Below are 12,523 nucleotides of genomic sequence, written 5' to 3' on the forward strand. Positions count from 1 at the left end.
TCGCCACGCCCTGCTACGACTTCTCCACGTACCGCAGCGAGCGGAGCCCGCGTTCCAGATGCCAGTGCAGATAGGCGGAGACCAGCCCGCTGCCCTCCCGCACATGCCGCGCCTCGCACGCGTCCGCCGTCTCCCAGTCTCCCGTAAGCAGCGCACCGAGGAGCTCCAGGGCCTGCGGTGAGGGTACGACGCTCCCGGCCACCCGGCAGTCGACGCAGACGACCCCGCCCGACGCCACGGAGAAGAACCGGTTCGGCCCCGGCAGCCCGCACTTCGCGCAGTCACCGAAGCTTGGCGCATAGCCGTTGACGGCGAGGGAACGCAGCAGGAACGCGTCGAGGATGAGATGCGGAGCATGCTCACCGCCGGCCAGCGTCCGCAGCCCGCCCACGAGCAGCAGATACTGCTGTACGGCGGGCTCGCCCTCGTGATCGGTGAACCGCTCCGCCGTCTCCAGCATCGCCGTACCCGCGGTGTACCGCGCGTAGTCGGCGACGATCCCGCCACCGTACGGAGCGATGGTCTCACTCTGCGTACACAACGGCAGCCCGCGGCCGATCAGTTCGCTCCCCCGCGCGAAGAACTGCACGTCCACATGGGAGAAGGGTTCCAGCCGGGCGCCGAACTTCGACTTGGTCCGCCGCACCCCGCGCGCCACCGCGCGTACCCGCCCGTGACCCCGCGTGAGCAGCGTGATGATCCGGTCCGCCTCACCCAGCTTCTGGGTGCGCAGCACGATGCCGTCGTCGCGGAACAGACTCATGGGCCCATTGTCCCCTACGGCTCCATGGCCCTACGCCGGATCGAGGCATCGGCGCCTCAAGGCACCTCACCGCGACTGCGGGCGTTCGCATACGCGGTCGCCGCGCTCAGCCGCTCGGCCGGGGTCGCGTCCCGTACGGCGGTCGGCTCGACGTCCCACTCCCGTCCGCCGCCGTAGGGGCGCAGCTGAACATAAGGCCCCTCATGGCCCATGACGATGCCCACTCTCCCGGTACAGGTGTCCATGGCGACCGATCCGACGGGCGGTTTCATCGCTCTCCTCGCACCCGAATCCGCAATTCCATCAAGGTGTCCTTCGCCTCCGAGCAGTGTGCCCACACCTGGCTCCCCTCCCTTTTCGAGTTTCACGCTTCTCAACTCCAGGGTGCTCTTGCGCCCCTACACTCGGCAGGAGTCTGTCGACAACAACTGCGGTGCAGACCAAGGGGGTTGGCTATGGCCAACGGTTCACGACCGGCGGCTCGCCTTTGTCTCCGGCACGTATATCGGCCCATTCGAACAGGCCATTCGCAAACCGCAGATGGACCTGGCCATCCGGTTTGACGAGATCCTGAAAACGGACGGCATTTTCGAGCGCCTCTATCACAAGCTCATCATGGGCAAGCTGCTGACGCTCATGAAGTTCGCCGACGCCCCGGGCTGCCGCATTGTCGCCGGAGGCGTCCCTGGCTCTGATCGAGACGGCGGCGGAGGACTACCGACAGTGCGCGAGCCCGGCAAGGTGTCTGCTGGTGGGCCGGTGATCGTGGTCGGTGCCTGGACGGAGTTCATCGGCTCCCTCACCTCCTCTCGTCACTGATCGTCCACAACGTCCCCATTGGCGCCGATTCCGTGAAGGTCGGCGTTGCGGTCAGGCACGCCCCCTCTCCTCTTCCGACCATGGAACGAGGCTCGAACGGGGGAGGCCACCCATGCCGGTCCGCATCCACTTCACGGACGACGACCTCGCACACATCAGGCTGGCGCAGACACCGGACCCGTTATGGGAAGCGCTGCTGAGCATGCACGTGCTGCAGACCAACGCCGCGTCGGCGGTCTTCGGCCCCTGGCGGCGGGCGGTACGACCCGAACTGCCCGCCCCTGTCCGCGAGTTACTTCGGCTGGCACCACCCCACGGATACTCCCCGGACTTCCTCACCCCGGCGGGCGGAGCCGGCGGCCTGGAGGCGGGGATAGGCGCACTGCTCTCCACACCGCGAGGGCGACTCCGGCACGATCTGCTCGAACTCTCGCGCGCAGGCCGGAAGTTACCGTCCTGGGCCCCGTCGCTGGCCGAGGGCGACGGGGACGCCGTAGCGCATCTCGCACAGGCGCTACGCACCTACATCCGGATCGCACTCGCCCCCTGGTGGAACGGCATTCGCACCCGACTGGACGCCGAACGCTCGCTGCACGACCGCTTCCTGACGACACATCACCTGGGCGGCCTGCTGAGCAGGCTCCACCCCGGCCTCTCCTGGCAACCACTGGTGCTCGAAGTCAGCGGCCTGGGCGGAGCCGACCGGGACGTACGACTCGACGGCCGGGGACTGCTCGTCCTGCCGTCGTACTTCTGCTGGCGGCGCCCGACGCTCCTCAAGGACCCCACCCTCCCGGTGGTCGTGGTCTACCCCATGGCCCACGACACGGCCGTAGGCCGGACGACGCGCCCCCGCCCCTCCCTCGGCGCGCTGCTCGGACAGACGCGCACAGAGGTCCTGGAGTCGCTGGCGGAGCACCACGGCATGACGACCACGGAACTCGCCCACGGGGTAGGCATCGCACCGGCCACGGCCAGCCACCACGCGGGAGTACTGCGCGAGGCGGGCCTGTTGAGCACGTCACGGGCGGGCCAGGCGGTCCTGCACACGCTCACACCACTGGGCCTGGCCCTGCTGGACGGCTAGGCAGCCAGACCAAACGCAGCGGTCAGAGCGGTCAGAGCGGGTTGATACGAGCCTTGAGCAGGCAGAACTCATTGCCTTCGGGGTCGGCCAGAACATGCCACTGCTCGTCCCCCGTCTGACCGATGTCGGCCCGGCGCGCACCGAGTGCCAGCAGGCGTTCGAGCTCGGCGGCCTGATCACGATCGGTGGGATTGACGTCGATGTGCAGCCGGGACTTCCCCGGCTCCGGCTCGTCCCGGCGACTGAAGAAGAGCGTCGGGTGCGGCCCACCGAACCCTTCAGGCGTCCCGATCTCCACCCACTGCCCCTCCTCGCGTTCGAGCACGACGAAGTCCAGAACCTCGCACCAGAACCGCGCCAGCACCTCGGGATCGCGGCAACCGAGCACGAGTTCGCCGATACGACTTGCCATGAAGAAACCTGCTCTCAGGGGCTCCCAGCAGTGAAGACAACCTCGCGACCGTACCGGACGGGACGAGCACGGGCGAAGGGATTAAGGGCCGCGGCCCCACACCGTTCGAGCAACACGACTGCACAGCATTCGAGCACGGTCGAAGGGTTTTCCGTCCCCCGTACGGCAGTTGAGAGCCTGACGGCATGCTGACCGCACTCCGCAAACGCACCGTCCAACTCTCCGTCCTCGCCCTGGCCCCCCTCGCGCTGCTCCTCGCGCCGGGCACAGCGCAGGCCACCACCTGCGACGGCGGCTACCAGTTCCACTGGCACTGGAACGACGACTCGCTCTTCTTCGACACGACGATGGCCAACTCGACCATCACCATCACCCGTTGCTGGGACGGTCAGGGCAACCTGACCAGCGGAACCACGGCCTCGATCACCAGCACCGACACCACCTGGGGCAGCATCAACCAGGCCAAGACGACCGACGGCACCTTCCAGGTCACCAACTCCGCCCCGCAGCAGTACCAGGGCTACCTGCCCGAGAAGCTCGGCTACGCCGCCAGCCCGCCCGCCGGCGAGGTGAAGGTGACCGTCAGCATCAACTCCAACGGCGACATGTCCGTCAACACGGACCCGCCCCCGTACATCGAGCAGGGCACCAGCCCCGGCTTCGTGGCGGACGGCGACTACTCCAGCGGCGACTACGGGCAGGTCGTTCCGCCGCCGCCTCAGGGGTGAGCCGTCGGCGCGGGACCCTGCCGGGGCTCCGGAACCGGGGCGGGAACCGGGATCGCCGCCGGGCCCCGGTCCGGTTCCGTCGCCTCCCACAGCACGTTGAAGCGGTTGATCCGTTCCTCCACGTGTTCGCGTGTCATCTTCAGCGTCGTCTTGGCCGGCATGACATGGATGTCGGGCTCGGTCTCGTAGCAGAGTTCGCCGTCGAAGGCGATGAAGTCGTTCAACGAGTTCATCTGGGCGGTCGGTTCCAGCAGGGACCGGACCGCGATACGCGCGTCGATCCCGAACTTGCGGTGTCTTTCGCAGAGTTGGCGGAGGCTGCCGGTGACTTCCTGCTCCTCGTCGACGAGGAACACGCGCCGGACCTGCACCCGCCGTGTCTTGATCGCCGTCTCCTGGGCGGCGAGATACCGCCTCGCGGGCTCGCTCGACCAGAAGTCACGGTCCACGGACGTGCTGGTGGCGTAGAGCGTCCTCTTGACGCACCTGGTGAGGTCGATCAGCCACTCGTGGTTCTCACCGGGGCAGTCCGCCGTGCCGTTGCCGAGGTTCTCCATGAGCAGGGCGAGCCGGCCCAGCTCCTCCTCGGCGAAGGCCTTCACGATGTCCGCGCCCTCCTCGCCGACTTTCGTGTAGCCCAGCACCAGCCGGGTCACCTCGTCGGAGCGCAGCACCGAGCCGTCGACCTTGCTGTACAGCTCCGTCGCGGCGTTGATCTTCGCGAAGCTGTCGTCGACCGCCGCGCGCATCTCGATGTGATGGCTGGACAGACTGTCCTTCATGTCCCGGATGCGCCGCTTCTGACTCTCCTGGACGGCCTCCAGCCGCTCACCGAAGTCCACGAGCAGTTGCACGACCAGGGTCGCGCTGCCGAGGACGATGGACATCGTCCACTGCCACAGGTCGCCGTCGTTCTCGTTCAGGACGTTGGTCACGAAGAAGGCGGCGCCTCCGGCTAAGATCGCGAACAGCGTCTTGAGGAACAGCCTTGACCTGCGCTGGGCCTGGTCCTGCTGCGGTACGGACCGCAGGCCGCCTGCTCCTGTTGTCGTCACTCCGTTCATGTGAACCTCTCCCCCGTCGGATATACGGTTCATGCCGCCCCGTCAGCGCGTGCTCAGCGCCTGGTGCAGCAACGGGATGGCCTGTATGGCCAGTTGGTCCCGGATACGCTGGCGAAGGTTCTCCCATTGGCGACTGAAGCCCGGTTCCCGCTCCAGTACGTCCCACAGGTGTCCCAGCGTCCGGTCCACGTGCGCGCGCGGCATCCACAGATGCAGCAGGTGATCGACGGCCGGGCGCAGCGCCAGGACCGCCGCGGGCCCGTCCGCCGCACCGGGCCGGCTGTTCTCCAGCATGTGCACCACCGTCGTCAAAAGCCAGTCGTGCAACGCGAGGTCTTCGCACAGCCCCGCGACCGCGGCGGCCTCGATGCCCTCCGGCACCCTCAACTCGACGGTCCGCAGACTGTCTTCGGCCAGCGTGAAGCGGTCCAGCGACGGACCCTCGCCCTCCGGCGCCCGTCGCGCGGCCCAACGCAGCTGTGTACGACGGGACTTGAAGGGCGCCTTGTGGTCGAGGAGCGGATGCCGCACCAACTGCGCCAACAGCCCCTCGGCGATCATCCCCAGGTCCAGTTCGCCGCGCCCGCCACCGCGCAACACGCCCTCCGCCGTGGCCTGTTCGGGCAGTTTCCCGAACGGCTCGACGACCCCGGGGCGGACGAGATAGTGCCCCCAGGGCTGCCGTACGTCGGGTCCGTCGGCCGGGGCGCCGAAGTAGGCGGTGGACTGCAGGACGCGGCCCTCGGTGAGCGCCGCGCGGGCGGCCACCGTACCGACGGCCCTGACCTTGGCGCCGTTCGAGGTGGGCAGCCGGCAGTCCACGCCGGTGAGGACCTCGGGCGAGCGGGCGTAGAGATTGGGCCGCTCGGAGACCCGGACGTGTTCGTCGGCGCGCAGCCGCAGCAGTTGGGCGGCGGCGCGTCCGTCCAGCGCCTGGAAAGACGGCAGCAGACCGGTGCGCACCTCGCCGCAGGCGAGGACCGAGCGCGTCTGCTGTCCGGGGGCCTTCATGTCAAGTCCCGTTGGGTGAAGTGGAGTTGGCGGGCTCCTCGTAGAAGACGTACGTGGCGCGCTGCGCCACCGCCTCCGGGACCGCGACGCCTTCGCCCGCGGACCGTTTGGCGACCTGTTCGAGCGCGACGGAGTCCACGTCTATCTGGTCGAGGATGAGCCGTACGGCGTCCTCCACGGCGACGAACCGGTTCGCCATCAGCGTGCAGGTGCGGTACGCGCTGAACGGGACCCGGGTGTCGCTGAGTTTGAGCAGCGGCGGCAGCCGGTCCCAGTCGCGCGGGAAGCCCCCGCCGGTCCAGGGTCGCGGGACCAACACGGGCTCGCCCAGGTGTCGTAGCAGACCCAGGCGGGCCAACTGCCATACGGCGGCCAGGAACGGGCAGGACCACAGGCGGCCCTTGTCCGTCTCGGACCACAACTCGACGTCCATGAAGACCGAGTGGTTGCGGGCCGCGGTCTCGTGCGGCGGCTGCCAGGTGACAATCTCCGCCAGCGCGCTGCGCGTTGGGGTGGTGCGCTCGCCATTCGCGAGCCAGCCCGTCTGGCTGACCGGGGGGCGGGAGCCGTGGCTGCCCGGCGGCGGCGACTCGACGAGGCGGTGCATGACGGACTCGGCCAGTTCGATCCGGTCGGCGACCGCGCAGCCCGACTCGCGGGCGAGGTAGTCGATGACGAGGCCGGCCTTCTCGGCCTCTTCGAGGACCAGCGGGACGAGTTCGGCCGGGGTGGAGAAGCGGGTGAAGTAGTCGTCGATCAGGAAGCACGTGCTGATGCGGGGGCGTTTGCCGCCGGTGCGGCGGGCGGCGGAGGCGCGGGCCGCGTCCACCCAGATCCGCACCTCGGCGAAGTGCTCGCGCAGCCGCTCGGGGCCCGCCTCGAAGTCCTCCATGTAGAGGTGGCCCAGCTCCAGCGAGAGATGGGCCAGCGGCACGGACTGGGTGCGCGGGTCCGCGGTGGTCTCCCGGAAGACGGCCTCCGTCATGCCTCCTCCCAGTACTTGTCGTCGGTCAGCCGCGCGGCGAGGTCGCTCAGCGCCTGCCAGGTCTCCATGGTGGCGATCTGGCTGTCCAACACGTCCTCATCGGTGATGAGTTGCTCCCGCCACTGCAGCACCGGCTCCAGCGGCACCGAGCCGAGCACCTGGCTGTAGCCGATGCCGTGGTGCGAGGCGAGATGCTTCAACTCGGTGTCGCACTGCTCCATCCACGCCGACTGGGTGGGCGTGGCCTGCGACCACAGCGCCGAGTCGGGATCGGGTACGGCGGCCCGTACGAAGCGGATGGCGCCGCGCAGCGCGTCCTCGTCGTGGCCGCGGGCGACGCCGCCGGCGAGGATGCCGCGCTTGCCGTAGACCAGGCTGGCCGCGGCCTCCACGTGCTGGCGGGTCCAGCGGTGGAAGACCAGCCAGCGGGCCTGAACGCCGCTCATCGCCCGCTGCGAGGTGGCCGCCAGCACCATGTCGACGGCGTAGCTGCGGCCGGCGCTGAGGTCGACGACGATCAGGTCGAACTCGCCGTTGAGGCGCAGCAGGAGGTCCACGCAGCGGCGCAGATTGTCGCCGGAGGTGGCGAACTCGCCGCCGCTGAGGTCACCCGGCATCAGGATCAACCGGCCTGCTCCGGGCGGCTGGTTGCGCAGTACGCGGTGTTCGGTGTCCGCCCAGACGTCGATCCTGACCGGTTCGCTGATCTCGCCTATCAGATAGGAGTGCAGCCCGCGGTCCTCGGCGGCCTCGCGGGCGTCGGGCACGTCGAAGACGGCCGAGGCGGTGGGCGAGCCGAAGTCGAAGTCCAGATAGCAGACGTCGTCACCCGTCAACGCCCGCTGGTAGGCGAGGTTGGCGCTGGTGACGGAGCGGCCCGTGCCTCCCTTGTCGGAGGCCGCGAAGATCAGCACGGGTCACACTCCCTGGACCGCGGCGGCCTGGCGGGCCCGGGCGAGCGCGTCGAGCTGGCCCAGCACGTCGAGCGTCAACGAGTAGGCGGTACCCGGCTGTTCGTCCACGAGGGCGCGGGCGCGGCGCAACTTGACCTCGATTCCCCTGAGTTGCATGCCACGTTTTCCGTCGGCGTTGGGCGCGGGCGCCATCTGTTCGTTTCCCAGAAGGTGCGTGGACTCGCTGAGCAACGCCCGTGCGAGCTCGGTGAGTTCGAGGCTGCGGATCGGGGGCTGCGCGTACATGTTGTGGACCTGGACCATCACCTCGGTGACCCGCTCGGTGATGCTCCAGGACACCGGTCCCTCGGTGAGGGCGGTCTCCGGGTAGATGGCGTGCACGTTGTCCCACAGGCCGACGCCCTCGCCCTCGCCCATCCGGCGCCGCCACACATGGCCGAAGATGTCCTCGGCCAGCCGAAGCAGCCGGTCGTGCGCGGAGAGGTTGCGGGAGAGCGTGCACAACTGCACGGTGCGCTTGAGGAGTTGGGCCGAGAAGTCGCTCATCGTCCAGTCCATCGGCGGGCCGATGGTGCCGCCGCCCTGGAGGGGCAGGGTGACGCCGGGGTTGTGCAGCTGGATCATCGGGTCGTCGCGCGTCATCCGGCTGGTGATACGGCCGCGTTCGGCGAGCCGCTCCATGACGCGGACGGTGCGGGTCAGGTCGTCGTCGGTGGCCCGGCGGCGCATCAGGTCGTGCACGAGGATCGCGGCGACCGAGAGGGAGAAGTACTCCGACTCCAGCCGCTGTCCCGTCGTACGCCAGGGGATGTCCTCCAGGGGCCAGCGGTCGCCGTCGAAGCGGGCGATGCGCGACCAGTACTGCTGGGTGATCTCCCAGCGCAGTCGTAACGCCTCGGCGAGCTTCTGCTGTTCGGCGTTGAGCAGGCCCAGGGTCAGGGTGCGGTCCGAGAACAGGTCCTGGATGCCGTCGAGTGCGACCACGGTGAAGTAGAGGTACGGCACCGGGTTGGCGACGCCGACGGGCTGCGGCCCGATGGGTTCCTCGGTCTCCACCTCGGGCGCGTCCCGCACCAGGCTCCAGGCCCAGCCGCACTCGAAGAGCTGGCTCTCGTCCTTGAGAGCCTCCTGGACGTCGAGGCCGAGGATGAAGCTCTCGATGACGGCGGCACGCAGCGGGCGGAACCGCCGCTGGAACTGCTCCAGCACCTGCCGCTGCGACAACTGGCCCTGGCCGAGGAGTTCGCAGAGCGTCTGCCCCTGGGGGGAGTCGGTGTCGTAGACGTTGACCGTGAACGAACGCAGCAGGCTCACCATGGCGGCGGTGAGCCGGTTGTTGGTCGCGGCCTTCAGCTCCTTGATCATCTCCTGCATGTCGCCGCGGCGGGTCTTGGTCTCGTAGACCTTGAGGAAGCCGAGCAGGGCGAGACAGAGGGTGATCGACATGGAGAACGAGTCCGTGACGCCGAGTTGGCGCTGCTCCTCGGTGAGGTCCTGCTCCTTGTCCCGGGACTGGAAGTAGTAACCGCCCGCGAACGTGGGCCGCTTGTCGTCGGCGTGGGTGCGCATGAACTCGACCGCGGCCATGACGAGATTGGCCGGAATCTCCAGGCGTCCGCCGGCCCGCTTCAGCGTCTGCTGGACGTCCGTCAGCGTGGTGTCGGGGTCGTCCAGCCGGAACGACGGCAGCTCGGTCGCCGGATACAGCAGGCAGAGCAGGCGCTCGGCGTCGGCGACGCTGCTCTCACCGCCCCATTTTCCCCACGCCCACTCCCCTCCGTCGAAGGAGTGGCGGGCGACCGCCTGCCAGATGTCCAGCAGGTGCTGCCGCGGCTTGATCTCCATTCCATGCCCCTCACACAGACCGCACTGCCCTCAGCCGAGGAATATCCCTCTTCTGTTGTGAAGATTCACCGGTCGGCCACCCTGTCAGCCGATCGGAACACGTGCATCCGAATTCCCGCGCCAGCCATAGGAGAGGATCATTCCGGAATAACCGTCCCGCACCGCGGCCTCGGTTTTGAGCCGGTGCACTTTGAGCTTGTCCGCGAATGGTTCGAGACTCTCCCACACCTCGTTCTCCCCCACGTCGCACGCGGGGAAGAACTGCTCACCCGCGTGATAACCCATGGAGTGTTCCATGAAAGCGGCGGCAAAGGGAGCCCCGGGGGCCAAGGCGCGCATGAAGCGCTTCACACCCAGGGTGAACTCCTGGTACGAGGAGGTCATCGACTCGGCAACGAAGAACATCGTCCCCACGGACCACCGACCGCCGAACCGCTTAAGACCGAAGATGTTGCCCTGCTCGACTTTGGCGACCTTGCGGAATTTCTCGCGGGGGTCGGTGCCGAAGGAGCCGTAGCTCTTGTTCCCGCACAGGACGCCCCAGAACTGGTCCCAGTTCTGCGCATACGAGTCGACCTGGCTCTCCAGGTATGCCACGTTCGAGGACGAGCGCTCGAAGAGGGTGATCTCATCGCACCACGGCAGCATGGACAGGGCGGGATAGAGATTGGCGCCGGCGCCCACGTCGATGCCGTAAACCGGACCGACGCCCTGGTTCCGGAAATGATCCGCGAAATGATCTCGGAGAATGGTCAGGATCTCCGCGTCCTCCGCCTGTAGATCACGGTAGTTGTGATCTACATATGCGATCGAATCGAACGCACCCCAGGCGACTTCCGCATTTTTCACCATTCCACCATTTCACGATACCGAGGTCGCAGGCGCGACGTGTAGCTCTCGCCAATTTCGCAGAGCAATCTACGCCATGCCACAGCTTCTCACAGCCACCGCCGGGGCGCACGGGGGCACATCGTGGCGAATACAGTCATGCGACCTGATTCGGCCTTGAACTGCAGGATCACCCCACCCAAGATGGATGGAACCCTGCCGAACACACCAGAAAGGCAGGACGCGCTCGTCTCGCCCGTACCACCCGTACGAGTGTCAACACGCAATTGACTTCCTACCCCCAGGAGGCAGTATGACGCCCTTTCCGGAGGAACGTTTCCCTTCTGTCGGGCGCCGCACTGACCAGGCATTCTTCGCCGACCGCGTCGAACGGCCGCTGACCCTGAGGGGCGTCACCGTGGCCGACCTGCCCGAGCTGCTCCGGGTGGACAGGGAGGCCTTCCCCGAAGAGCCGTACACACAGGTCGTTCTCAGACAGTTGGTCGACATCCACGGTGACCGCATCCTCGTCCTGGACGACGGCGAGGGCCTGCTCGGCTACGTCCTGTTCGTCAACACCTCGGACGGCTACGTGAGTTGGATCATGAGCCTCGCCGTCACCCCTCACCTTCAGGGCCGCGGCCTCGGCCGGCGCCTGATGGTCGAGGCCCTGCGCCGCCTCCGCACGGAGCACGTCCACCAGGTCCGGCTGACGGTGGAGCCGACCAACGCCGCCGCGATCATGCTGTACCGGTCGCTGGGCTTCTGGTCCGACGAAGGAGTGGAGAAGGATTATTTCGGGCCCGGGGAAGACCGGTTGATCATGACGCTGGGGATGTGATGCGCGGGCGACAGGACGCCTTCAGTGGCGGCACGCCCGTGCGTACCGTCGCGCCAGCGCGCGAAACGCCTCCTTCGGCTCCCAGTGCCAGGGTGAACTCGGTTCGTCGGGGCGGTCCTTGATGGTTTTGGTGATGGCGTAGCTCGCCATGTCGAGGTCGTGGCGGGGGTCGTGGGCGCGGTGGGGGGCGTCCGGGGTGACGAACTCGAAGGCCATCGCGCCGTAGAGGTCCATCGACTCGAAGACCCCCAACAGGTCGACCACGTAAGCCGCTTGGGTGTGTTCGCTGCGGATCAGGTGGCCCTTGATCTCCTCCGGGTCCTTGTCGTAGTCGACGACGTTCCAGCCCATGCCGGCCGTCTTCTCGGCGCCCTTGTACGCGCAGGTGCCGAACTCGGTGATGGTGACCGGCTTGCCCCAGCGTTGGTACTGGCGCAACTCCCTTACGTAGTGGGCTGGTTGGCGGAAGTAGGAGTAGTAGTCGATGCCCACGATGTCGAAGAGGTTCCAGTCGACCTCGTCGTCCTGGGCGGCGGCGTAGCTGAGGTCGCCCTGGAAGACGGAACGGCCCATCGCCGCCGCCTTCTTGGTGAACGCGTCCAGCCTGCGCTGCATCCTCGCCGGGTCGAACGTGCCGTTCAGGATGTTCTGGACGCGGTCCAGGACCGTCGCGCCGGGCACGATCCCGGGCACGAACAGCCAGAACTCGCAGCCCACGCTGAAGTCGACGCTCGCGCCCTGGCGCCGGAGACGTTCCGCGAACCGGCCGGTCTCCGCGAGGTGTTCGAGGATGTCCCGCTCCGGGATGTCGGCGATGGTGGGCTGGAGCCAGATGTGCAGGCCGAGTTCGGCGGCCTCGGCGGCGGTGGCGGTGAGGCGGTCGACGCCGTCGCCGGTGACGTCGACCGTGTCGGCGTGCAGCTCGTCGCGGATGGCGCGGAGGTCGGCGCGCATCCGGCGCGGGTTCCAGGCGGTGGCGGGGGTCTCGCCCTCTCCGACCGTGTAGACGACGCCGTGGTGGCGCAGGCCGGGGCGGCGGCCACGTGTCGCATGCGGTTGCGTCTGTGCCGTCGCCCGCCCTGACGGCAGCAGCGCGCCCGCCGCTCCGAGCGCCAGCGCCCCCGTCAGGAACTGCCCCCGCGTGATCCCCTGTGTGTTCACCATGCGCCCACTGTGCCCAGCGCGGGCCCGTCGCGGTGTCCGCCGATGGTCTACGGCGGCGCAAC

Annotated in this window: 13 protein-coding genes and 1 pseudogene; 4 read left to right on the forward strand and 10 right to left on the reverse strand. The window is 68.1% G+C overall.

The annotated features are described in order from the left end of the window. Positions 1–13 precede the first annotated feature (13 nt). Together recO and ACFWP5_RS01865 are read right to left on the reverse strand one after the other, a co-directional pair. The gene (gene recO, locus ACFWP5_RS01860) at positions 14–763 is read right to left on the reverse strand and encodes a DNA repair protein RecO (protein ID WP_384148885.1); all 750 of its coding nucleotides are present in this window, start codon (positions 761–763) and stop codon (positions 14–16) included. A gap of 56 nt (positions 764–819) precedes the next feature. Beyond that, a complete protein-coding gene (locus tag ACFWP5_RS01865; protein ID WP_384148887.1) occupies positions 820–1,035 on the reverse strand; it encodes a hypothetical protein in 216 nt (71 codons plus the stop codon). A 232-nt stretch (positions 1,036–1,267) separates the two neighbouring features. Here ACFWP5_RS01865 and ACFWP5_RS01870 point away from each other — a divergent pair. After that, positions 1,268–1,378, forward strand: a pseudogene (locus ACFWP5_RS01870) (transcriptional regulator); the annotation flags it as partial. Positions 1,379–1,694: 316 nt separating this feature from the next. Beyond that, the gene (locus ACFWP5_RS01875; RefSeq protein ID WP_384148889.1) at positions 1,695–2,669 is read left to right on the forward strand and encodes an ArsR/SmtB family transcription factor; all 975 of its coding nucleotides are present in this window, start codon (positions 1,695–1,697) and stop codon (positions 2,667–2,669) included. Positions 2,670–2,700: 31 nt separating this feature from the next. Here ACFWP5_RS01875 and ACFWP5_RS01880 read toward each other — a convergent pair whose 3' ends face one another. Further along, on the reverse strand, positions 2,701–3,081 hold the full coding sequence (locus tag ACFWP5_RS01880; RefSeq protein WP_384148891.1) for a VOC family protein: 381 nt from the start codon (positions 3,079–3,081) through the stop codon (positions 2,701–2,703). Between the two features lie 185 nt (positions 3,082–3,266). Between ACFWP5_RS01880 and ACFWP5_RS01885 the strand changes: the two genes are divergently transcribed. Further along, positions 3,267–3,809 carry a hypothetical protein gene (locus ACFWP5_RS01885; RefSeq protein WP_384148893.1) on the forward strand — a complete coding sequence of 181 codons (543 nt, stop codon included), beginning with the start codon at positions 3,267–3,269 and terminating at the stop codon, positions 3,807–3,809. Here ACFWP5_RS01885 and ACFWP5_RS01890 read toward each other — a convergent pair. From ACFWP5_RS01890 to ACFWP5_RS01915, 6 genes are all read right to left on the reverse strand, one after another. After that, positions 3,800–4,873: a hypothetical protein gene (locus ACFWP5_RS01890; RefSeq protein ID WP_384148895.1), complete on the reverse strand. Its 1,074-nt coding sequence runs from the start codon at positions 4,871–4,873 to the stop codon at positions 3,800–3,802. The two genes, ACFWP5_RS01885 and ACFWP5_RS01890, sit on opposite strands and share 10 nt — an antisense overlap. A 42-nt stretch (positions 4,874–4,915) precedes the next feature. Next, the gene (locus ACFWP5_RS01895; protein ID WP_384148897.1) at positions 4,916–5,884 is read right to left on the reverse strand and encodes an SCO2521 family protein; all 969 of its coding nucleotides are present in this window, start codon (positions 5,882–5,884) and stop codon (positions 4,916–4,918) included. 1 nt (position 5,885) lies between these two features. Then, on the reverse strand, positions 5,886–6,869 hold the full coding sequence (locus tag ACFWP5_RS01900; RefSeq protein ID WP_384148899.1) for an SCO2522 family protein: 984 nt from the start codon (positions 6,867–6,869) through the stop codon (positions 5,886–5,888). Then, positions 6,866–7,783: an SCO2523 family variant P-loop protein gene (locus tag ACFWP5_RS01905; RefSeq protein WP_384148901.1), complete on the reverse strand. Its 918-nt coding sequence runs from the start codon at positions 7,781–7,783 to the stop codon at positions 6,866–6,868. The genes ACFWP5_RS01900 and ACFWP5_RS01905 overlap by 4 nt, the downstream gene beginning before the upstream one ends. Before the next feature lie 3 nt (positions 7,784–7,786). Beyond that, the gene (locus tag ACFWP5_RS01910) at positions 7,787–9,628 is read right to left on the reverse strand and encodes an SCO2524 family protein (protein ID WP_384148903.1); all 1,842 of its coding nucleotides are present in this window, start codon (positions 9,626–9,628) and stop codon (positions 7,787–7,789) included. An 84-nt stretch (positions 9,629–9,712) separates the two neighbouring features. After that, on the reverse strand, positions 9,713–10,480 hold the full coding sequence (locus ACFWP5_RS01915; protein ID WP_384148905.1) for an SCO2525 family SAM-dependent methyltransferase: 768 nt from the start codon (positions 10,478–10,480) through the stop codon (positions 9,713–9,715). 289 nt (positions 10,481–10,769) lie between these two features. Between ACFWP5_RS01915 and ACFWP5_RS01920 the strand changes: the two genes are divergently transcribed. Then, positions 10,770–11,297: a GNAT family N-acetyltransferase gene (locus tag ACFWP5_RS01920; RefSeq protein ID WP_384148907.1), complete on the forward strand. Its 528-nt coding sequence runs from the start codon at positions 10,770–10,772 to the stop codon at positions 11,295–11,297. 21 nt (positions 11,298–11,318) lie between these two features. On the opposite strand, the gene ACFWP5_RS01925 is transcribed toward ACFWP5_RS01920, so the two are convergent. Further along, positions 11,319–12,461 (reverse strand): abortive phage infection protein, encoded by a 1,143-nt coding sequence (locus ACFWP5_RS01925; RefSeq protein WP_384148909.1) that lies wholly within the window; start codon positions 12,459–12,461, stop codon positions 11,319–11,321. Between the last annotated feature and the right edge of the window lie 62 nt (positions 12,462–12,523).

The sequence above is a fragment of the Streptomyces sp. NPDC058469 genome (assembly GCF_042721125.1).
Taxonomy (GTDB): Bacteria; Actinomycetota; Actinomycetes; order Streptomycetales; family Streptomycetaceae; genus Streptomyces.